25 protein-coding genes, 1 tRNA gene, 1 other RNA gene, 1 pseudogene and 1 riboswitch are annotated in these 21,165 nt (G+C 45.4%); of the genes and pseudogenes, 4 read left to right on the top strand and 24 right to left on the bottom strand.

The genetic code is table 11. The features are described 5' to 3' along the window. Positions 1 to 19: 19 nt before the first annotated feature. The 6 genes from fsa to DWZ38_RS20970 form a co-directional block, all read right to left on the bottom strand. Positions 20 to 673, bottom strand: a complete 654-nt coding sequence (gene fsa, locus DWZ38_RS20995; protein ID WP_021924793.1) for a fructose-6-phosphate aldolase — start codon at positions 671 to 673, stop codon at positions 20 to 22. A 272-nt stretch (positions 674 to 945) separates the two neighbouring features. Further along, positions 946 to 2,064, bottom strand: a complete 1,119-nt coding sequence (locus tag DWZ38_RS20990) for a LacI family DNA-binding transcriptional regulator (RefSeq protein ID WP_021924792.1) — start codon at positions 2,062 to 2,064, stop codon at positions 946 to 948. 32 nt (positions 2,065 to 2,096) lie between these two features. Then, positions 2,097 to 2,693 (bottom strand): recombination mediator RecR, encoded by a 597-nt coding sequence (gene recR, locus DWZ38_RS20985; protein ID WP_021924791.1) that lies wholly within the window; start codon positions 2,691 to 2,693, stop codon positions 2,097 to 2,099. Then, on the bottom strand, positions 2,693 to 3,049 hold the full coding sequence (locus DWZ38_RS20980) for a YbaB/EbfC family nucleoid-associated protein (RefSeq protein ID WP_021924790.1): 357 nt from the start codon (positions 3,047 to 3,049) through the stop codon (positions 2,693 to 2,695). Before DWZ38_RS20980 ends, recR begins: the two co-directional genes overlap by 1 nt. Positions 3,050 to 3,125: 76 nt before the next feature. Then, positions 3,126 to 4,745, bottom strand: coding sequence for a DNA polymerase III subunit gamma/tau (dnaX, locus tag DWZ38_RS20975; protein WP_117855240.1), 1,620 nt, complete (start codon positions 4,743 to 4,745; stop codon positions 3,126 to 3,128). A 29-nt stretch (positions 4,746 to 4,774) separates the two neighbouring features. Further along, positions 4,775 to 5,854 (bottom strand): ATP-dependent 6-phosphofructokinase, encoded by a 1,080-nt coding sequence (locus DWZ38_RS20970; protein WP_347520317.1) that lies wholly within the window; start codon positions 5,852 to 5,854, stop codon positions 4,775 to 4,777. A gap of 265 nt (positions 5,855 to 6,119) precedes the next feature. Between DWZ38_RS20970 and ffs the strand changes: the two genes are divergently transcribed. Beyond that, an RNA gene (ffs, locus tag DWZ38_RS20965) (signal recognition particle sRNA large type) lies at positions 6,120 to 6,381 on the top strand. Between the two features lie 160 nt (positions 6,382 to 6,541). On the opposite strand, the gene DWZ38_RS23720 is transcribed toward ffs, so the two are convergent. The 6 genes from DWZ38_RS23720 to DWZ38_RS20935 form a co-directional block, all read right to left on the bottom strand. Further along, complete coding sequence (locus DWZ38_RS23720; RefSeq protein ID WP_117855238.1) at positions 6,542 to 6,769, bottom strand: DUF6783 domain-containing protein; 228 nt, start codon at positions 6,767 to 6,769, stop codon at positions 6,542 to 6,544. A 36-nt stretch (positions 6,770 to 6,805) separates the two neighbouring features. Continuing rightward, entirely contained in the window at positions 6,806 to 7,243 is a 438-nt protein-coding gene (locus tag DWZ38_RS20955) for a GatB/YqeY domain-containing protein (RefSeq protein WP_021924476.1), read from the bottom strand. Positions 7,244 to 7,274: 31 nt separating this feature from the next. Continuing rightward, entirely contained in the window at positions 7,275 to 7,457 is a 183-nt protein-coding gene (locus DWZ38_RS23715; protein ID WP_117855235.1) for a DUF6783 domain-containing protein, read from the bottom strand. 26 nt (positions 7,458 to 7,483) lie between these two features. Beyond that, positions 7,484 to 7,993, bottom strand: a complete 510-nt coding sequence (tadA, locus tag DWZ38_RS20945; protein ID WP_021924477.1) for a tRNA adenosine(34) deaminase TadA — start codon at positions 7,991 to 7,993, stop codon at positions 7,484 to 7,486. A 54-nt stretch (positions 7,994 to 8,047) separates the two neighbouring features. After that, positions 8,048 to 9,391, bottom strand: a complete 1,344-nt coding sequence (locus DWZ38_RS20940; protein ID WP_021924478.1) for an MATE family efflux transporter — start codon at positions 9,389 to 9,391, stop codon at positions 8,048 to 8,050. A gap of 188 nt (positions 9,392 to 9,579) precedes the next feature. Continuing rightward, on the bottom strand, positions 9,580 to 10,872 hold the full coding sequence (locus DWZ38_RS20935) for a DUF6128 domain-containing protein (RefSeq protein ID WP_021924479.1): 1,293 nt from the start codon (positions 10,870 to 10,872) through the stop codon (positions 9,580 to 9,582). A gap of 162 nt (positions 10,873 to 11,034) precedes the next feature. Between DWZ38_RS20935 and DWZ38_RS20930 the strand changes: the two genes are divergently transcribed. Next, positions 11,035 to 11,108, top strand: a tRNA-Pro gene (locus DWZ38_RS20930). A 96-nt stretch (positions 11,109 to 11,204) separates the two neighbouring features. On the opposite strand, the gene DWZ38_RS20925 is transcribed toward DWZ38_RS20930, so the two are convergent. The 9 genes and pseudogenes from DWZ38_RS20925 to DWZ38_RS23710 all read right to left on the bottom strand — a co-directional run. After that, positions 11,205 to 11,441: a tyrosine-type recombinase/integrase gene (locus DWZ38_RS20925; RefSeq protein WP_334292276.1), complete on the bottom strand. Its 237-nt coding sequence runs from the start codon at positions 11,439 to 11,441 to the stop codon at positions 11,205 to 11,207. Between the two features lie 371 nt (positions 11,442 to 11,812). After that, the gene (locus DWZ38_RS20915) at positions 11,813 to 12,988 is read right to left on the bottom strand and encodes an ATP-binding protein (RefSeq protein ID WP_117855227.1); all 1,176 of its coding nucleotides are present in this window, start codon (positions 12,986 to 12,988) and stop codon (positions 11,813 to 11,815) included. A gap of 95 nt (positions 12,989 to 13,083) precedes the next feature. Beyond that, entirely contained in the window at positions 13,084 to 13,743 is a 660-nt protein-coding gene (locus tag DWZ38_RS20910; RefSeq protein WP_117855224.1) for a hypothetical protein, read from the bottom strand. Then, entirely contained in the window at positions 13,740 to 14,009 is a 270-nt protein-coding gene (locus DWZ38_RS23015) for a hypothetical protein (protein ID WP_243000461.1), read from the bottom strand. The genes DWZ38_RS20910 and DWZ38_RS23015 overlap by 4 nt, the downstream gene beginning before the upstream one ends. Continuing rightward, complete coding sequence (locus DWZ38_RS20905) at positions 14,006 to 14,575, bottom strand: transporter substrate-binding domain-containing protein (RefSeq protein WP_243000458.1); 570 nt, start codon at positions 14,573 to 14,575, stop codon at positions 14,006 to 14,008. The genes DWZ38_RS23015 and DWZ38_RS20905 overlap by 4 nt, the downstream gene beginning before the upstream one ends. 114 nt (positions 14,576 to 14,689) lie before the next feature. Continuing rightward, positions 14,690 to 16,879, bottom strand: a complete 2,190-nt coding sequence (locus DWZ38_RS20900) for a GAF domain-containing hybrid sensor histidine kinase/response regulator (RefSeq protein ID WP_117855222.1) — start codon at positions 16,877 to 16,879, stop codon at positions 14,690 to 14,692. Positions 16,880 to 16,936: 57 nt separating this feature from the next. Next, positions 16,937 to 18,040: a HAMP domain-containing sensor histidine kinase gene (locus DWZ38_RS20895; protein ID WP_243000455.1), complete on the bottom strand. Its 1,104-nt coding sequence runs from the start codon at positions 18,038 to 18,040 to the stop codon at positions 16,937 to 16,939. A gap of 110 nt (positions 18,041 to 18,150) precedes the next feature. Further along, the gene (locus tag DWZ38_RS22410) at positions 18,151 to 18,327 is read right to left on the bottom strand and encodes a hypothetical protein (protein ID WP_021924521.1); all 177 of its coding nucleotides are present in this window, start codon (positions 18,325 to 18,327) and stop codon (positions 18,151 to 18,153) included. Then, positions 18,309 to 18,384, bottom strand: a riboswitch (cyclic di-GMP riboswitch). Its footprint overlaps the gene before it by 19 nt. Positions 18,385 to 18,562: 178 nt before the next feature. Then, positions 18,563 to 18,685, bottom strand: a pseudogene (locus DWZ38_RS23710) (DUF6783 domain-containing protein); the annotation flags it as partial. On the opposite strand from DWZ38_RS23710, the gene DWZ38_RS23705 reads away from it, so the two are divergent. Further along, positions 18,635 to 18,811 (top strand): DUF6783 domain-containing protein, encoded by a 177-nt coding sequence (locus tag DWZ38_RS23705; protein WP_334298208.1) that lies wholly within the window; start codon positions 18,635 to 18,637, stop codon positions 18,809 to 18,811. The pseudogene DWZ38_RS23710 and the gene DWZ38_RS23705 sit on opposite strands and share 51 nt — an antisense overlap. Before the next feature lie 38 nt (positions 18,812 to 18,849). Here DWZ38_RS23705 and DWZ38_RS20885 read toward each other — a convergent pair whose 3' ends face one another. Both DWZ38_RS20885 and DWZ38_RS20880 read right to left on the bottom strand, forming a co-directional pair. Further along, positions 18,850 to 19,269: a DUF1284 domain-containing protein gene (locus DWZ38_RS20885; protein ID WP_317259486.1), complete on the bottom strand. Its 420-nt coding sequence runs from the start codon at positions 19,267 to 19,269 to the stop codon at positions 18,850 to 18,852. Beyond that, positions 19,253 to 19,810, bottom strand: coding sequence for a biotin transporter BioY (locus DWZ38_RS20880; protein ID WP_021924369.1), 558 nt, complete (start codon positions 19,808 to 19,810; stop codon positions 19,253 to 19,255). Before DWZ38_RS20880 ends, DWZ38_RS20885 begins: the two co-directional genes overlap by 17 nt. Positions 19,811 to 20,060: 250 nt before the next feature. Between DWZ38_RS20880 and pduB the strand changes: the two genes are divergently transcribed. Then, positions 20,061 to 20,774: a microcompartment protein PduB gene (pduB, locus tag DWZ38_RS20875; protein ID WP_021924370.1), complete on the top strand. Its 714-nt coding sequence runs from the start codon at positions 20,061 to 20,063 to the stop codon at positions 20,772 to 20,774. Positions 20,775 to 20,890: 116 nt separating this feature from the next. Here the strand turns inward: pduB and DWZ38_RS20870 are convergent, their stop codons facing one another. Beyond that, positions 20,891 to 21,109 carry a hypothetical protein gene (locus DWZ38_RS20870; protein WP_021924371.1) on the bottom strand — a complete coding sequence of 73 codons (219 nt, stop codon included), beginning with the start codon at positions 21,107 to 21,109 and terminating at the stop codon, positions 20,891 to 20,893. Positions 21,110 to 21,165 lie beyond the last annotated feature (56 nt).

Raw genomic sequence — 21,165 nt, 5'->3', positions numbered from 1 at the left:
CCGCAATTCCAAGTATCAATTATTCACCAAATACAGCTTTGTAATCATTCTGGAATTTCACGATTCCGGCATCTGTCAGCGGATGATGTGTCATCTGCTCAAGTACCTTGAACGGTACAGTTGCGATGTCAGCACCAGCAAGTGCACACTGTGTTACATGCATTGGATGACGAACGCTTGCTGCGATGATCTCTGTGTCAATGCCTGCAACAGCAAACATGTCAGCAATCTGACGGATCAGCTCAACGCCATCTGTAGAGATATCATCAAGTCTTCCAAGGAATGGAGATACATAGGTAGCGCCTGCTCTTGCAGCAAGAAGTGCCTGGTTTGCGCTGAAGATCAGGGTTACGTTTGTCTTGATTCCTTCTTTGGAAAGAACCTTAACAGCCTTCAGGCCTTCGCATGTCATCGGAATCTTAACAACCATGTTCGGATGGATCTTTGCGATCTCACGTCCCTCACGGATCATTCCCTCTGCGTCTGTTGTAGTAGCCTTTACCTCACCGCTGATTGGTCCGTCAACGATCTCTGTGATCTCTTTGATAACTTCGTTGAAGTCTCTTCCCTCTTTTGCGATCAGGGATGGGTTTGTGGTTACTCCGCAGATGATTCCCATATCGTTCGCTGCTTTAATATCCTCTACTTTTGCTGTGTCAATAAAAAATTTCATGATCTTATCCTCCTGAATTTGTTTAAGCTTTTGCACATGTTTTTCACATGCTTTCATTATACCAGACTTCACTTGCAGGTCAAGACGGGGTGCTTTTTATTAATAAAAATTCAATTAATAATTCATCAAATTTATTAATATTTTCCAGGTTTGTCACTTACCCATCAATCTATTTTTTATAGTGTTTATCAGCTTTTGCAAAGTTTTTTCCATGTGTTTTTCCAGATTTTATTACTAATAATTTCGGTTGAATCATTTATTTAATCTTATTTTCATCCGTTTTTTTCCACTGTCGGCTCCAGCTTGTCCAGCCTTGCGTAGCCAGTGGTTTTGCGCACAATGATCTTGGGGTTATATTCAATATTGTACACGCTTGTGGGACGTATTCCCTCTCCGAAACGGTTGTCCGTATCGATCTTGCGGATGATAATATCGCAGGCATCACGGCCCTTCAATGCCACAAAGTGGTCTATAGTAGTTAGCGACACACGCCGGATCCCGGAATAGAAAATATTGTCGCAGCCGATCACCGATACATCCTTGGGCACACGCAGTCTGGCGTCCTGAAGCGCATCCACCGCACCGATGGCCATCATGTCATTCTGCCCTGCAATGGCGGTAAATCTGCTGCCATCCTCAAGAAGAGACCTGGTCAGGGCATAGCCCATGGAATACTCGGAATCCGTCCGGGGATTGCGGCGGTCTACCGACTCGTCTGCGGCCCGGATGATCACATGTCCGGCAAGCCCGGCTTTCTCAAACTCATGGACAAAGCCATCCACTCGCTTGGAACGCTGCCACTGCCTTCTGGTAAGAGGCGGGGTAATAAATGCCACATCCCGGTGTCCCAGGTCCAGAAGGTGCCTTGCCATCAGACGGCCCACTTCTGTGTTGTCCTGATTGATGGCATCTACGGTGCTGATCTTCTCCTTGTTGCTGATGATGACCAGCGGAATATCCCTTGCCATCTCCTCCACCTGGCTGATGTAGTCCGGGTGAGGATTGCAGGCATAAATGATTCCCTGGGGTGCCATTGCGCGGATCATCCGCAGATATTTCTCCTCAAGTCTTGCATCACGCTGGGTATTGCAGATGAAAACCCCATACCCCCGCTCATTCGCCACAGCCTCAATGCCCTGCAGAAGCAGCACATAATAAGGGCTTGTGATGGTGGGGCAGAATACAACGATCAGCTTCTCTTTTTTGTTTTCTTTTTTGCTTCTGTGCCCGGGAAGACGGTAGCCCAGCTCGCGGGCGGCATTTTCTACCTTTTCTACGGTCTCCCGGGAAAAAGAAACGTTATATTTGTGATTCAGCACCATGGAAACGGTAGCCTGGGAAACCCCTGCTTTCTCTGCTACATCGGATGAAGTCACTTTTTTTCGCGCCACAGGAAATCACCTCCCACCGTTTTCGTTCTGTGTCAAAGTTCTACGCGGCCCTCCAGTGCACGAAGAAGGGTTACCTCGTCAATGTATTCCAGGTCGCCGCCCACAGGCACGCCGCTTGCAATACGGCTTACCTTGATTCCAGTAGGCTTGATCAGCTTACTGATATACATGGCTGTGGTTTCTCCCTCCAGACTGGAGTTGGTGGCAATGATCACTTCCTTCACATCTCCCTGCAGACGCTGGATCAGCTCCTTCAGCTTGATGTCATCCGGGCCGATTCCCAGCATAGGGGAAATAGCTCCGTGAAGAACGTGATAAACGCCGTCAAACTTGCCTGTTTTTTCATAAGCAGCAAGATCCCTGGTGTTCTCCACTACCATAATGGTGCTGTGGTCACGCTTGGGATTGCTGCAGATCGGGCACATTTCCTTATCTGTCAGGGTGTAGCAGCACTTGCAGTACTGTACATTGGTCCTGGCATCTGTGATGGCGCCTGTCAGCTGCTGCACCTGGTCCTTGGGCATATTCATAATGTGAAAAGCCAGGCGCTGGGCTGATTTCGCACCGATTCCAGGCAGATGGGAAAGCTGCTCGATCAGTTTGTTAATGTGACTGCTGTAGTATTCCATCAGAATGGAAGACCTCCGCCTAGTCCGCCAAGGCCGCCTGTCAGCTTGGACATCACAGCCTGGTTCTCCTGCTCAACCTTGCGAAGAGCTTCGTTGGTTGCCGCAACGATCAGATCCTCAAGCATTTCAATATCGTCCGGATCTACAACCTCTTCTGCAAGCTTTACTTTGGTTACTTCTCTCTTGCCGGAGATGGTTACCTCTACTGCTCCGCCGCCTGCAGCTGCAGTAAATTCCTTCTCCTCAAGAGCCTTCTGGTTCTCTTCCATCTGACGCTGCATTTTCTGCGCCTGTTTCATAAGATTATTCATATTTCCCGGCATTCCCATGCCCGGAAAACCTCCACGCTTTGCCATTACACATTCCTCCTGAATTCAATATTTCCACACCGAAGTCCTACCGGGACAAATTTGTCCCGTCCCCCGGTATTTTTTATTCTTCCGGATCATCCGGATCTTCTTCCACCACTACATCCATATGGATATTCTCCCGGATCGCCTGGTCTACTGTTACCTGGGCAAGATTGGTGTGGTGGTGCTCTTTTGCCACTACCATTTTCAGTTCCACGGATTTGCCAGTCTGCGCCGCAATGATGGATTTCAGCTCATTCTCGGCTTCGGGATTGTCCACGTAGGTTTTGCCCAGGAAATCCTGAAACTCCACGTAAAGCACAGGCTCGCCTGTCTCACCATTGTACTTGGGGATGGCTTTCTGAAGCATCTGCTTGAAAATGCCGCTGGTCTGTCCTACAATTACCCGCCAGCTGGCTACAATCTTCTGCAGATCTTCTGGCGCGGCTTTCACCGGAGCCGCAGCCTTAGGTGCCGCCATTCCCGCATCCACGCCGCCTGAAACCGCTCCTGAACTTCCCTGCTGCACGATTACCTGCTGAACCGGGCGCTCATCCATACGCTGCTCCAGAACACGCAGACGGTCCAGAACTGAATCCAGATTGGTCTCCATGGCCGGACGGCACAGCTTGATCAGTGCGATCTCCACCAGAACACGTTTCTGGGTGGAATAGCGGATCTGGCTGGACAGATCAGAAAAAATACGGATGTAGCGCATCAGCGTCTCTACATCCACCATCTCACTTTCTTCCTGCAGAAGCTTCAGGTTCTCGGAAGAGACGTCAATGGCCTCTTCCGGGTTCTCGGACGTTTTCACAAGGAGAAGATTACGCATGTACCAGGTAAAATCTCCTACAAACTGTCCAAGCTCCCTTCCGCCTATGATCAGATCCTCCAGAGTGCGGATGGCCGAGGTCACATCCCCCTTAAGGACCTGGCGCAAAAGTTTGCTGAACACTTCTGTGTCAACTGCGCCAAGCACTTCCAGAACCTTGTCATAGGTCAGGGTCTGTCCCAGATAAAAGGCAATGCACTGGTCAAGAAGACTTAAGGCGTCTCGCATGGAGCCGTCTCCTGCCTTCGCAACGTAGCGGACTGCTTTCTCCTCCGCCTCCACATTCTCGATTTTCAAAAGCTCATCCAGTCTTGCCGCAATGGTGTCAATGGAAATACGGTGAAAATCGTATCTCTGGCATCTGGACAAAATGGTGATCGGGATCTTGTGTGCCTCTGTGGTTGCAAGAATGAAGATAACATAAGACGGAGGTTCCTCCAGTGTTTTCAGAAGAGCATTGAATGCTCCTGTTGAAAGCATGTGAACCTCGTCGATAATGTATACCTTATAGTTTCCTTCTGTAGGGCGATAGGCCACTTCCTCGCGGATTTCACGGATGTTGTCCACACCGTTGTTGGATGCGGCATCGATCTCGATCACGTTCATCGAGGTGCCGGCCTGTATCGCCTTACACATTTCACATTCACCACAGGGGCTTCCATTTACCGGGTGCTGGCAGTTTACTGCCTTCGCCAGTATTTTTGCAACGGTTGTCTTACCGGTTCCTCGGGTGCCGCAGAACAGATAGGCGTGTCCGATACGGTTCGCCTTGATTTGATTGGTCAGCGTGGTCACAATGTGATCCTGGCCCTTGACATCATCGAAATTATCCGGTCTGAACTTCCGGTATAGAGCAGTATAGCTCATTTATGGAAACTCCTTTCTGAAAAGCAGAATCAGTCGCCGAAGCTGATACCGATCTGTTTTGCAGCTTTGACAGTCTGGTCTTTTGGAGAAACCATCTTAAGCTTGCCGGCACACTCTTCAAGAGGAACTCTCTTGATCTTGCCGTTTACAACACCGATCATGATACCATACTCTCCGTCAAGGATAGCTTCAGCAGCACCTGCTCCGATTCTTGTGGAAAGCACGCGGTCGTATGCGCACGGTGCTCCTCCACGCTGTGTGTGTCCCGGAACTGTGATGCGGACTTCTGATCCAAGCTCCTGGGTAATCTTGTCTGCGATTTCATAAGATACGGAAGGATACTTCTTTGCACGGTCTTCCAGTTTCTTCTTGTAGTCTTTCTTGGAAAGCAGAGCGTCTTCCTTGGAAATGGCACCTTCTGCCACAGCAAGGATGGTGAAGCGCTTGCCTGCCTTGGATCTCTTCTGGATAGCTGCAACTACTTTCTTGATGTCATAGGGAATCTCCGGGATCAGGATAATATCTGCTCCGCCTGCGATTCCTGCATGCAGGGTAAGGCTTCCTACCTTGTGTCCCATAACCTCTACGATGAATACGCGGCCGTGGGAAGCTGCTGTTGTGTGGATGCAGTCGATTGCGTTGGTCGCAATGTTTACTGCACTCTGGAAGCCGAATGTCATGTCTGTTCCCCAGATATCATTGTCGATGGTCTTCGGCAGATGGATGATATTCAGGCCTTCCTCGCGTAAAAGGTTGGCTGTCTTCTGGGTTCCGTTGCCGCCAAGGATTACCAGGCAGTCCAGACAGAGCTTGTAGTAGGTCTGCTTCATTGCTTCTACCTTATCCAGACCTTTCTCATCCGGTACACGCATAAGCTTAAACGGCTGTCTGGATGTTCCAAGGATAGTTCCTCCCTGTGTAAGGATTCCGGAAAAGTCCTTGGATGTGAGCATACGGTATTTGCCGTAGATCAGTCCTTTGTATCCATCGTCAAATCCGTAAACCTCCAGATCATCGATGCTGTTGGTGAGTCCCTTTACTACTCCGCGCATGGTGGCATTCAGGGCCTGGCAGTCACCGCCGCTTGTTAATAAGCCGATTCTTTTAATCATAGTACCCTCCATTTCTGTGTCTTTGGCAAACAGGCGCCGTCGCTTCCGGCGTCTGTGCGGTCCTTATGAACCTTTTTGCACACACATTTTAATGCTTGGATTTAATTATATAATATTTCGTGGGCTGACACAACAAGGAATTTGTCTAGCGCGGCTGGATTCTTCCTCCATATGCGGCAAAAGCCAGAGAAAAACCAGATTTATGAAAGAGAAAATGTGCAAATCTATTGACAAATTTTCGTTTGTCCCTTATAATTAAATTCCGCGCAGCCGGGGAGATAGCGGTGCCCTGTACCTGCAATCCGCTACAGCAGGGGTGATGCCAATCTGAGGCTTGTATCTTGTGGAGCTGCCCTTTATAAGTGGCGTTGACGTTTGGGTCTTACGCAACAGGACTCTATGAACCGTGTCAGGACAGGAATGTAGCAGCACTAAGTAGAATCTCCTGTGTGCCGTGAGGGTGCCTGGGCTGAGTTAACTGTAGAGGTAACGTCTGTGAGACCATTCCGAAGTGCGGCGCGCGTAATAAAGAAAGTTGTGGAACGTCTGAGAGGACGTTCTTTTTTTGTGCATTTTGTCAAGACGGACGATTTCCCCCTGGTGAAGCAGTACAGACAACGGTGAATTTCGGGGGGGATGCTCCGTCGCCTAACTGTCTGTACTGCCATCCCAGGGGAAATCTGGTCAATAAAAAAGATACATAAATGAAAGGAATGCACTCGCGTCCTTTACATCATGTACCTTTTTCAAACAGGCCCTAGAGCGTGTTTGAAAAAGGCTTTCTGCAAGATGTGCGTCACAATTTGTGGGAGATTTTGTCCGGATGAGGGCGCCGTAGCGGGCTACGGCAACTGAATTCGGGCAAAATATACCGCAAAGTGGGGCGTGCAGATTGCAGGAATGATTTTTCAAACAGGCTCTAGGATCTATCCGTATATTCTGCAAAAATTATTTGCAAAACTCAGCTACTACCTGGTTGATTACTTTGCCGTCTGCTTTGCCTTTCAGTTCCGGCATGATGGTCTTCATGATCTGGCCTTTGTTTCCGGAGGCGATGAGCTCGGCATGTTTTTCCTGAAGGTAAGCTTTGATCTCGGAAGCATCCATCAGCTTCGGAGCGTATTTAGCGATAACATCATATCTTGCCTGGTATTCATCCTTCAGATCCTGTCTGGATTCCGGGCAGGTGTCGATCTGCTCTTTTACAGATTTCAGTTCCTTGAGGATCACGCGATCAACCAGCTCGCTGCTGATATCATCACGGCAGCCCTCGTCAATTGCAACTTTCTTCACTGCTGAGATCAGGGAAGATACTGCGTCCTTTGTTACTTTATCCTTTGCTTTCATAGCAGCAACCATGTCTTTTCTTAATGCTTCAAGTTCCATTGTGTTTTCCTCCTGTCAATTTCGCCATCCTTTATTTCTCCTGAAATTCGATGGCTTTTCTAGAGCGTGTTTGAAAAAGGCTTTCTGCAAGATGTGCGTCACAATTTGTGGGAGATTTTGTCCGGATGAGGGCGCCGTAGCGGGCTACGGCAACTGAATTCGGGCAAAATATACCGCAAAGTGGGGCGTGCAGATTGCAGGAATGCTTTTTCAAACACGCTCTAGTTCTTTACTATACCACTATTTTTCTGAATTTCCAACCTGTTCTGCCAGAGATTTTTTCAGCATTTTCTTCTTTTCCCGAAGCTCTTTGAAAAAATCGGACAGCATAGAGGAGCACTCTTCCTGCAAAACGCCGCGGATTACTTCCACCTTGTGGTTGAATCCGTCCATTTCCAGAAGATTCAAAACCGAGCCTGCGCATCCGGCTTTGGGGTTCATGCTTCCGATCACCACACGGTCAATGCGGGACTGCATCAGGGCGCCGGCACACATCTGGCAGGGCTCCAGGGTCACATACATGGTGCAGCCCTCCAGCCGCCAGTCTCCTAACTTTTTGCTGGCTTTCTTGATGGCATTCAGCTCGGCATGGGAAAGGGTGTTCTTGTCTGTATTTCTGCGGTTGTAGCCTCTTGCAATAATCTGTCCATCGCAGACGATCACGCAGCCGATTGGAACCTCTTCCAGGGCCCGGGCTTTTTTCGCCTGGCGGATGGCTTCTTTCATAAAACGTTCCTGATCTGTAAGCATAAAGTTCTCCTGTTGTGTGAAATGAAAAATGTTATCTGTAAAATGTGCGGCACATTAACCAAGCTCTGATTTTCTTCGCATCTTTTTCCAGTAATAGGTGACGCCCACAATGTCTGCCAGTGCCCATCCAATGGGAACGGATGCCCAGATTCCGGTGACGCCGATTGCCGGAACGGCGGACAAAGTATAAGCCAGGACCACACGGGTTCCAAGGGAAAGGATGGTAAGGATCACGGACATTCCAGGCATTTTTACTGCACGGTAATATCCATACAGAAGAAAAAGAAGTCCGATTCCAAAATAAAATGCGCCTTCAATTCGCAAATATCCGACACCAATGGAAATAATCTCCGTCTGGGATGCATTTACAAAAATGCCCATAAGCGGCGCGGCAAATGCACAGACCGCTGCGCTGATCACCAGGCAGAATACAAATGCAGCTGTTACCGCACTTTTGATTCCCTGAGAAATTCGCTTTTCTTTTCCGGCGCCGTAATTTTGGGCAATGAAGGTGGAAAATGCATTTCCAAAATCCTGTACCGGCATGTAAGCGAAAGAATCGATTTTTACCGCTGCTGCAAATGCTGCCATAACTGCGGTTCCAAAGCTGTTTACCCGGCCCTGGACCATGAGGATTCCAAAGTTCATAACGGACTGCTGCAGGCAGGTAAGAAAAGAGAGCTGGGCAATCTCACCCAGAACCCTTTTGTCAAAGTGCAGTTCTTCACGTGAAAGGCGAAATTCCGGGAAACGGATCAAGGTGTATACCGTAATTCCGATTCCGGATACGAACTGCGCAAGGACCGTTGCACCTGCGGCTCCTGCCACGCCCCAGCCAAAGCCAAGAACAAAGAGCAGATCAAGTACTATATTCAGGACAGTAGATACTGCAAGAAAAATCAGGGGGACGACTGAATTTCCCACAGCTCTTAGCAGTGCTGCAAAATAATTATATAAAAATGTGGCGCTGATTCCGGCGAATATGACCAGCAGGTAGGTCCGCATGTAGGGAACCACTTCTGCCGGCACCTGAAGGACTTTCAGGATCAGGGGCAAACCTGCGTAAACCAGAACATTGATCACCACAGTCATTGCCGCGATCAGGCCGAAGGAATGGAGAATTCCTTCTTTTAGCTTTTTGTGATCCTGCTCGCCGAAGCGGATGGAAAATACGGCACCGCTTCCCATACACATTCCAATCAAAATGGACGTCAGAAAGGTCATCAGGGTATAAGACGAGCCAACTGCGGCAAGGGCATTGGCTCCCAGATACCGTCCCACGATCAGGGTATCTGCGATATTGTAGCATTGCTGCAAAAAATTCCCGGCCATGAGAGGCAGGGCAAACAGCATCAGATTTCCGGTAATGCTGCCTTTTGTCAGGTCTCGTTGTTTCATTTCATTTTTTTCCTCATCTAATGCACACTTATTTCCCAGGGCAGGCAGATCGCAGGATTGTTTTTTTCAAACAGGTTCCAGGATAAAACGCACTGGGAATGCTTTTATTATAGGCAGTTCTGATGAGGATGTCAATTTTGGGGAAGTGCTCTTTTTGCCTGAAAAGTGTGTAAAAATGGTATTTTAAGTTAATGACAGACAGGCGGGTCAATGGAACGATACCAGTAGCCGCCTTTTCCTTTGGGGACTTTTATGAGCGGGCTTTCTTTAAAGCTTGGGAAGCCGAACATGCCTGCCATGAACTGTTCCTGCTGATCGTAGCTTCCGGGAACACCAAGGATGTACTTTCCGTTTTGACGGCGGCACAGGAGCAGATGTCCGAAGTTGTAATAGCCGTATTGCAGAAAGCGGTTGTTTCTAAGGCCGCATTGTCTTCTTGGGAAGTGTACCAGATCCTGGGGATGGATTTTCCAGCACTGGAACAGGTCGCCGTCTGCGAAGGGGCAGAAGGGCTGACCGAAGGGGAGGGAGTGTTTTTCGGGTTTGGAGTGGATGGACTGTATGTGGATTTCTTCGGTGGGGGACGGGACGTCTGAGGTCTGAGGTGCTGGATTCAGTTCGATTTCGGAACTTGTTTTGGGCTTTGGTTCTTGTAAAATAGTGTTGGTGCTGTCTGAAGAAGAATCTGGACTGCTTACGGGGACAGAAAGTTCTTCTGAAGCGTTTGCCGGAAGTATAGACTCTGCCGACAGAGCGTCACCAGGAATAGGTTCTGGCATATTTGCATGATTGCTTTCTGAATCAGTCTGGTTCGGATTGGTCGTAAATTCTTTGTTGCTTACTGATGCTGGCGGCTCTGTTTTGAAAGTATTGGTTTCTGTCTCTTCTGAAAATTCTACATTCTGCACTTCATCATTAGGTGTGACCTGGCCCAAAGCTTCTGCATTTTCTTTTTCCATCTCAGACTCAGGCACGTTTTCGGCGTCACTGTTATTTTCCATTTCGTTTTGAGGCGATTCTGGTTGAGCAGTTTCCTGTTTCGTTTCTTCCTGTTTATCCTCTTCTGACCTCTTTGTTTCTTCTCCAATTTTCATTTCTTTGAAATTTTCCGGACGGATTGCCTGGTCATCCCATTCTGTGCCGAAAAAGCCGCCGGATTTTGTCAGAATTACCATGCCGCCCATTTTGCCAAGGGCCGTTCCGGAATCTCCCATATTTAATGCATCTGTTTCAATCAGGCAATCAACCCGGTCCGTCTGCGTCATGCAGCTTCCGATGAGAATTCCATTCATCAGACCTTCCTTTCTCAGGAAGCAAAATACCCTGGCCTCTTCCTCTGCTGCCAGCCCTTCTACATGAAGATGAATTTCAATTGTACATATGGAATTTCGGACTTCAACCTTTATAAAACCGCAGTTGTTTTCCTTTTTTCCTTTGCGGTACTCATATACATATGCGATAAAACGGCGATATCCAGCCAAATGACGACCTCCCTGTCCTTTTTATAAGCATTTTCATTTCATTCATTAATGTATATGAAGCTGCGATTTATTCATTCATAAAATTTTTAAATTTTTTTGATTTTTTTCAAATTTTGTGTTGACAAGATGGCATTCTCTATGTATAATATTACTTGTCGTTGACGAAGTGTGGCTCAGTTTGGTAGAGCGCTGCGTTCGGGACGCAGAGGTCGTGGGTTCGAATCCCGTCACTTCGACTACTTGGCAGGGGCGCCGAAAGCCTTGAGAAATCAAGGGTTTCGGTGTTTTTTTATGCTTTTCCCCTTTTTTTCAAAAGTGTTCGTAAAGTCATTTTACGGATGTTCGTAAACTCCGCTTAAGGACTCTGCCTGTCTCTGTTTATGTGCTCTGTCAATATGTGTGTATATATTCATAGTTGTTACAATATCAGCATGACCTAACCATTCTTGAATATCCTTTGCTTTCCACCCCTGCTCATATAAAATACAAGCTGTTGAATGTCTCAAGTTGTGAAAGGTCAAATTGGAGTTTCCAAACATAGTCACCATCTTTTTATGATGTTTACTTATGAAATATTTCTTAACTACATAAAGGATAATAAAACAACATTTGGCATTTTATTATGCCAGATGGAAACACACGCATTTCAGCAAGGCATAATGAACAGTGTGCAGTCTTACATACAGTCAATTATCCCCGGATTATCTGATAAATGTGAGGAACAATATATATTCATTCATGATGCATGGTTGCTGAAATATAATTGTTGACTGGATTAATAATGATTTTAACATTCATTCACATAAACTTGCAGAAATAATATATCACGTATGTAATGTTATTTTAGCTGAACCGGTATCTGATGCAGAAACCAGTACAGCGAATATTAAGTAACCGCCATATACAATATACCCCCTTTATATGCCCTGTCTTTTTATTCCTACAAATCTTCGTGCAGTTTTACATCCCTATTATCTGCCATGCATTGTTTTAAGGCAACGATCATTTTTTCCGCATCCAGCGGCTTTGCAAGATGGACATTCATTCCTGCCAGCCGGCTGTTGATAATATCTTCTGCAAAGGCATTTGCGGACATTGCAATGATCGGAACCCTCATGGCATCCCTTCTTTTCATTTCCCTGATTGTCCTTGCCGCATCCAGTCCATTCAGCCTCGGCATCATAATATCCATATAAATTACCCCGAAATAATCTGGTTCAGATTTTTCGAAGATTTCAACTGCTTCCTTCCCGTCCGCTGCACATGTAACCTCCATACCGCTTTCTTCCAGTATACATCTGGCAATTTCCATGTTCAGCTCATTGTCTTCCACAACCAATGCTCTCATGCCTTCCACTGAATAATCATCAAGGCTTACCGACTTGTCTGATAAATTACTGTTTTCATCCTGTGTGCCAATTTTGAACGGTATTTTTACAATAACTGTAGTACCAACACCAACTTTGCTCTTCAGTTCAATACTTCCATCCATCCTGTCCACAAGCTGCTTCGTAATTGCAAGCCCCAGTCCGGTGCCTTCATACCTGGATCTGCTTGTCTTGCTTTCCTGAGAGAACATATCAAAAGCATGGGCAATAAAATCTTCACTCATACCCACACCCTGGTCTTTACAGTAGAAAGCAAAAAATGCCCTGCCATCATCCAGAATTTCTTCCTTAACCCAGACCGTGATTACACTGCCCGCCTGACTGAATTTTATGGCATTGTCCAAAATATTCGACAGGATCCTGCCAAGATATACCGGATTTCCAATCAGAGCGATGTGGCTATATGTACCATTTTTCCAGTCAACCTCATACCGGATGCCTTTCTTTGCAGCCCGCTCATCATAAATCTGGTTCAGTTCCCGCAGTACTATTGTCAGATCAAACAAAAGCTGCTGGTCCTTCAAATCTCCGCTCTGTAGTTTATTCATATCCAGCACATCATTTACCAGAGATACAAGATATTTCAGAGATTCCATTGCCTTTTCTCTGATCTTCTGCTGCATCAGAAGATCATCTGCGTACTGATTTCCCATATTTACCATACCGATAATACCGTTCAGTGGTGTACGGATATCATGACTCATAGTTGCCAGAAACCTTGTTTTCATTTCGGCTTCCCGCTTTGCTGCTTCCGCTGCAAAGTTAAGATCCTCTTCACGTCTTTTGGAATCGCTGATACTACGGACCGTACATAAAACATGGGTTACATTCCCAGACTCATCCCGTTTTTTACAATAAAAATCATCCTGTGCCAGCTGCCATCACACATCCTGTATTCTGTAGAAATACATTCTTCCGTCTTCAATCTTGTGGAAAGTGTAGAAACATCCAGAAAAGGCCGTATCAGCGGACGGTATTCCGGTGCAACCATGGTATCACAAAGCTGATACAGCTTCTCCGATGCACATCCTCTGTTTCCTGTCAGTTTGTGTATTTCACTGTCATTTGATACCTCTTCAAAAAAATCTTTCTGCACATCAATCCTGTAGATAGAACAGTAGCTCTTGGCAATTGCCGAAATTATTTCATTGCTCAGCCGTGTCTCGTCCAGTGCCTGCTTTAACTGATTCTGGATCGTAGTTTCCTTTTCCATGATATCATCAATATGCCGGAAACCCACCAGTGCGAATAAATGTTTCTCATCCTGGTATATTTTGATTGCCTGTGCCTCAAAAAATTCATGCTGGTTCGGATTCGGTTTGCTTCTGTAATGGTAGGTAATGCGCTCCTTCCAGGAAAGCCGTTCCTTCAGATGCCCCGTCGAAACCCGGTCCTTAAATTCCTGTCTTTCTTTCCCATATAGATACTGAACCGCATATTGGTCAGCAGCATAATTGAAATTATCACACTGCTTCAGGTTCATTTTTTTGCGTTGGTTCCGTCATTCATATGGAGGATTTCAAAGGAATCGGTATTTAATTCAACATAATAGACAGCTGTAAAATCTCCACATATCTTGTCCAGAAGCCGTCTTTCCGCCATCTGTTCTTCCAGCGTACTTTTCAGTTTTCTGTTCCTCATATGTACCATTACAGTCAGGATGAGAAGCAGAACGATCAGCACGGCTATAAAAGCCAACGCAGCCACAGACTGCAGTTGCTTCGGAAATATATACTTAATTTCTGTCATAACAAAACCTCTGGTATATGATCTCTAAACACGCCAATATTTTTTCCCTCAAAAGAATCCAGATTTCCTGCTGTAAGATCCATATTTGAGGCATCCGTATAGATGTAATATTTCTCTTCCCCCATAGGCATATCAGAAAATAACATTTTTTCAGCACGTTCGTCTGTATAGGAAATGCCGCCAAGAATATCAATTTCTCCATTTTCCAGCTGTGTAAAGCAATCTTCCCAATTACCTGTCACGTATTCATAGGTCCATCCTGCGTAACCTGCAATGTCTTGAAGATACTCATAACCATAGCCTCTTCTTTCTCCCTTTTCATTGACTGTATTATAAGTTTCCTCAAAAGATCCTATCCGGATAACATGATCCGATTTTTCTTTAGCAGATGCGGAAACAGGAAAAACAGTCAAACATATCATTGTGCAAAATATAAAGTAACAAAGTTTGAAATTTCTTATATTCTGTACTAATTTGCACTTCTTCATCTTTCTCCCACCCTCCAGGCTACAGTCGCCTGCATCTAAACATTTTTGTACATCTTCCGCAAAAGCATTGGCGATCATTGCAATAATAGGCATTCCATTTCCTGTTTGATACCATCAAAATATCCGACAATTCCTATGTATCCATCTTTCTTTAAGGAAGACCATAAGGTATGCAGTTTCAGATCATACTTTTTAATTTATGCGGTTTTTATGATTTTTTGTCAGCAGTTTTGTGATCGTTCTTTTTAATAGCGGAATATCAATCGGCTTTCCAATATGTTCATCCATCCCGGCATCCAGACATGCTTTCCGATCCTCCTCAAAAGCATTTGCCGTCATGGCAATGATTGGGATCTTTTTGGCATCTTCACGTTCCAACATACGAATTGCTTTTGTTGCTTCCAGACCATCCATGACCGGCATCATCACATCCATGATGATGACATCATACTCATTCAGCTTGGAATTCTGAAATATTTCAAGTGCCTCTTTTCCGTTTTTCGCTTCTGTAATATTCAGATGCTCTTCTTCCAGTATTGCATGGGCGATCTCCATATTAATGGCATTATCTTCAACAAGAAGCACCCGCTTCCCTAGCAGATTCATACTCTGTGGGCAGCTGTCCTCCTGCGGATCATTGTTTTCAGCCAGATGATCTATCTCAAATGGAACCGTAAACGTAAACGTGCTTCCTACATTTTCTTCACTTTCCAGTTCTATCGTTCCACCCATCAGTTCAACAATATCTTTTACAATCGAAAGTCCCAGACCGGAGCCACTGAAGGTTGTAGTTGACAGTTTGCCCTCCTGCGCAAAAACATCAAACGCATGTTTTTGAAATTCTTCACTCATACCAAGACCGGTATCTGAACATACAAACCGAAAAACAGCCATATTCCCATCATCCGATAATTCTTCGCAATAAACATTCACGGTTCCATGAAAATGATTGTATTTAATCGCATTGGAAGAAAGATTCATTAAAACCCTGCTCAGATGTATCGGACTTCCAATCAAATATCTGTGGCGGATTGTACTTGCTTCCACGCCGCCTTCAAATCTTACACCATTTTCATAAGCACTCATTGCAACAACCGTCAGATTATTACTTAACAGCTCTGCCAGATCAAAGGATTTATGTTCCAACACAAGGGAACCGGATTCCAGTTTGCTGATATCCAGGACATTGTTGATCAGATTTTGCAGATATTCTGTGGACTGAAGTACCTTCTGCCTGCATTCACGTAATTTGACCACATCATTGTTATATTTTTCAGCGATATGGATCATCCCCACGATTCCGTTTAGCGGTGTACGGATATCGTGGCTCATACGCCTCAGAAAGGCTGTTTTTGAAAGATTCGCGCGATGAGCATCTTCCATGCTTGCCTTAAGTTGTTTCTGATACATGAGTTCCCGGGATTTTTCTTCCGTAATATCCCGGGCGACATAAAGCACATCCACAGCGTTTCCCTGTGCATCTCTGCTCTTTACAATAAATCTGGACAGCCGCCATTCTCCGTTTGCTCCCATAAATTCAATCGAAACAGAATTCGTATTGCGAAGTCTCTCTGCCAATGTATCAAAGTCAAGAAACTCTCTGTACTTTTCTCTCCACTCCAGGGCGGCAAATGCTGCTGGAAGCCTTTCCATAACATCATCAATTTTTCCCTTTTGTCCAAGGATTTTTTGCACAAGGTCATAACCTTCCAAAAGCTCATATGTCCGCTCTTTAACATTGGCATATATGATTGTTACATACAGCGTAGCAATTGCGGAAATAATCTCTGTCCTCTTTGTTGCCTCATCAAGAGCCTTTTTCAGCAGTACCGTAGTTTTCAGATTTTCCCTCACACATCCAAGATGCCCGCCAACATCAGACAGCAGTGTAATGGAAATCTCATTCTGTCCCAAATCAGGATTATCTACCCCGATGAATCCATTCATCTGATGATTGGCATAAATCGGCACTGCAATCAATGAACATATTTCCTGTGTTTTTAGCAATTCATATTCTTCCGGTTCAGAATATTTTGTTGCTTCCAGATCATGGATCACGATTACTTCCTTGTTTTCAAATCGTTTCACCCAGTTTGGCATCAAACTGACTGGGATTGCCTGAAGGTTGTCTATCTCTGGTGTCACTTCATCGGCACACCATTCAAATGTATTGCTCAGGCTGTCCTTCTGATCGGTTTCCCAGTCAAAAACATATACCCGGTCTGCCCCTGTATAGTTTCCGATTGCCTGCAGCAAAGAGTGAATGATTTCTGACAACTCCTGCTCATTTTCCACCTGATCCATAAGCGATATCTGATGCAGAATCGTATCCATGCTATGTAATTTTATTTGATAGAGTTCCTGAACATCTTTTGTTTTCATTTTTTATCCCCCGCGACCCCAATGGTATTCCACTAATTCATGAAATACCTCTACGAATCATTCTTTATCAAAATGTACATGTCTCAAAATTGTTTTTATAACTTCATCAATCACAATCGGCTTTGACAAATGTGCCTTCCGGATGAATTCTGAAAATCTCAACAGCAGTCTTTCCATATACTTCTTTACGATAGCCATTCCCAGTCCGGCTCCATGGTACTGCGTTCTCGCACCGGAATCTTCCTGTGCAAATTCCTCAAAAATTTCTTTTATAAATTCCTCACTCATTCCGATACCGGTGTCAGAGATGCAGTAATGCATATTTATATATCCATCCTCACTATTTTCCTGACAATGGGCTTCAAAAGTAATCGTCCCTCCATCCGGAGTGAACTTCACAGCATTACTCAGAATATTGACCAGCACATCACGCAGGCGGACAGAATCTGTGATACTTTTCACATCTGCCGGTACCGGATTGTATTTCACTTTTCCACTTTCCACGCGAGTCAGATCTAATACATCATTGATCAGTGACAGCAAATGTTCTGAACTTTCGTTAATCTTTTCCAGGCAGTTTCTCACCTCACCTGATGGGTTATTTTTTATTGCAATACCGGTAAATCCAATAATCGCATTCATCGGTGTCCTCATGTCATGGGACATGTGTGACAGAAATGCTGTTTTTGCCTTGTTTGCAGCCTGTGCATGTTCTGCCAGTTCCGCCATTTTCTTCGCATTCTGCTGGGCTGCCATCTGAGCTTTTTTCCTTGCACTGAGACGCATCATGATCACAGCCATAGTAGTCAGCAGCCATCCAAAAACAAGAAGAACCAAAACAGTAACAACAGGATGCAGACGGATCCAGTCAGCAAATGTCAGATATGTTGCTTTGTATGTAGTATACTGTGCCGCAAGATCTTCGACAAAATTTTCGGGCATGGCATACATTGCTTTCGTCAGAATACCAGCCATCGCATGGTTCTCTGTTGACGAAACTACCATGCGGTAGGTGAATGTAGGCTGTTCCAGCAGCGTATATGTCATGGTGCCCGTAGTGTCACTATTCACAAACGCCTGTGCCATGTAATAGTAGACGAAAGCAGCATTGGCTTTACCCTTACGGACAGCTTCCATCATTTCCTGTCGGGTACTGCACATCAGTTTTTCTGCACCGGGTGCCATTGCATCTGCAATGGAATTTGATGCGGTCTGGTCAATCCCTTATCAAATTTTTTATCCTAAATGTATTTTTTCGTTCCTGTGCTGACTTAATTTTCTTTCACATAACCGATTTCCTTTACACCTACATTTTTATCTGCTCCATTTTTATATTTTAGCAGCCACCAATTATTACCTGCCTGTTTTAGTTTCTTTTTGATCTCCAAAAATGAAAAAAGCATTGTCATTGCAGACAATGCATCTTTAACGTGGCAACTGGCTGCCATTTTACAGGCCCTATAGCTTTGCATCGCAGACTTTCATCTGTTTTGCCGATTTTCTTATTATAGCTTTTAAACGTATGAAAAAAAACTGATTTTATTATACTCTAATGCTCTACTGTATACAAGAAAAACATTACCGTTTTAACGCCTAAAAACAAAAAAAGAACAGCCGATACATATACTCGAACTGTTCTCCTACTTCCGAAGTCCACGCAGCATTGACATTACTGTTTCCTGCTCATTTGTACTCAGATTGTTCCATATCCCTAGAGCGTGTTTGAAAAAGGCTTTCTGCAAGATGTGCGTCACAATTTGTGGGAGATTTTGCCCGGATGAGGGCGTCGTAGCGGGCTACGACAACCGAATTCGGGTGAAATATACCGCAAAGTGGGGCGTGCAGATTGCAGGAATGATTTTTCAAACACGCTCTAGCTGTAATATGCAAAAATGCCCTCTCCGTCGGATGATCCGGCAAAGAGGACAGTAATTTGATTGCTTTCATTATTTTGTTAGAGACTGCTTCTCTCATGTATTCTGCCATCTGCTGGGCTGATCCTGGCAGATGCGGTTCCACTGGCAGTCGCCGCAGATTTCCGGGCGTTTGCCGGAGGCGATGATGTTCTGCTGGACGTACTGGGTGAATTTGGAAAATGGAAGGGTCTGGCCTTCTGTCAGGCCGCACTGGGAAAGTACGGCGTTGTCATAGCGCTTTACTTTTTCAGCTGCCTCGCAGAGTCCCTGACAGTTGTTGGGACAGGCAGAGCAGATTTCGTCTGTGTTTACGGTGAGACAGACGTCTGCGCCTTTTGTAAAAAGCTCCAGCATTTCCTGCATATGGGCTGTAAATCCATTGCTGTAGCCGTTTCCGATAAAAAACGCCAGGCACATCCCGTGATGAGGGCGAATGGGATATGTCTGACGATTCTTATTACTGTAATGGTACAAGCTTGCGTACTCTTCTGGACAGTACAAATGCCAGAGCGATTTTTACAAGGTCAGGAATGATGAACGGAATTACGCACCAGCCCAGTACGGTTCCAAGTCCAACAGCGCCTGTGGTTCTCGTGTATACAACCATGAACCAGATGGTTCCCATTGCGTAGCATACAAGCAGTCCTACAACCATGGAAATGATCTGTACTACAGGCTTCTTGCCCCAGAGGGATTCGATTGCCCACATTGCAAGTGCGGAGAATAAGAAGCCGATGATATAACCGCCAGTGTTATTGAGAAGGATTCCAAATCCTCCGGAGAATCCGGCAAATACAGGAACTCCAATTGCTCCAAGCAGAATGTAAACCAGAACAGCCAGGCTGCCTCGTTTGCCGCCGAGCACACCTACAGCCATAAATACACCGAATGTCTGTAAGGTAAAGGGAACGGTCATTGGAATGGAAATCCAGGAACAAATTGCGATCAGTACGGCAAAGATGGCGATGTAGGCCATGTCGTAGGTTCTTGTTTTTGTTGCGGTTACAGTACTCATAATCTCCTCCTCGGGCATATCCTATATTTCTTCGAATGGTAAATATAGGGATAAGAATTTTGTCAGATACAATCTAACATAGCAGCAAGGAATTGTCAACCATTTATTTGTTTTTGGTTTACAATCCATTTTTCGATGTTTACATATACATTTACCGCTAATTTTTATCGACAAAAATCTCAATTATAACTTTCAAAATCAGGGCAATCATGCTACACTTAGGAAAAGTAATCAGGTGGAGGTTTTTCCCATGGATGTACACAGCATCAGTACCAAATGCACACGCACAGAGTTTGTGGGGACTGCAGTTCTGGATACTATCGGACTTGTGATTTCAGGAGTAGACGATACTCTTTTAAAGGAAATGAATATAGGAACCCGTTATCATACTCTTGGACTTTTTAGTTCCCGTACAGGTGCTGCCGGACAGATCACGGCGGTGGATGATGCGGTAAAGGCTACGGGCACGGAGGTTCTTTCCATTGAGTTTCCACGTGATACCAAGGGATGGGGCGGACATGGAAACTATATTGTGATTGGCGGAAATGATGTGTCGGATGTGCGCCATGCCATTTCCCTTGCGCTGGAACTGACCAATAAATATGCCGGAGAATTGTATATCAGTGAATCCGGACATCTGGAATTTGCTTTTTCTGCCAATGCTGGCGGAGCACTTTCTATGGCTTTCAATGCGGTTCCTGGTGAGGCTTTTGGATTTATGGCAGGTTCTCCTGCGGCAATTGGGCTTGTGATGGCGGATACGGCTATGAAGGCTTCTGCGGTTCATATTACTCGATATATGACGCCGAGCATTGGGACAAGCCATTCCAATGAGGTGATTCTGGCAATCTCAGGAGATGCCAGTGCGGTGAAGGAAGCGGTTCTGCAGGCCAGACAGATTGGACTGGAGCTGCTGATCGGAATGGGAAGCTATCCGGAAATTCCCGGGGAACCGTATTTATAAATCATCAAACAGGAGGCGGTGACTGAGCACTGTCCCCCGTCACAAATAAACCCAGGAAATCTGCGGCATAATAATACTGTGATTTCCTGGTTTTGTATACCTAAACACTTAATTTTCTACTTGTTCTCCATTAAAGCAAGTTTTTCTTTTAGAAGCAAAAGTTCTCTTTCCGCATGATCAGCGCGCATTTTTTCTGAGTCTGCGCGGCGGCGTTCTTTTTCTGCGTTCATCCGCTCTTTTTCCGTATTTTTCCTTTCCGTATCTCTCCCAGCCTCAAATTCCTCTTTCCGTAGCAACTCTTCTTCCCATTCCCGGTCGTATTCAAATATACTCATTGCAACCGTCGAGTAGACTTTGTCTCGACTTTTTCACATCCTTTCATCATATATTG

This window comes from Ruminococcus sp. AF31-8BH (assembly GCF_003460605.1).
Classification (GTDB): domain Bacteria; phylum Bacillota; class Clostridia; order Lachnospirales; family Lachnospiraceae; genus Blautia_A; species Blautia_A acetigignens.
The sequence above is the reverse complement of the archived record's forward strand: the minus strand, read 5'-3'. Positions and strand labels throughout refer to the sequence as shown.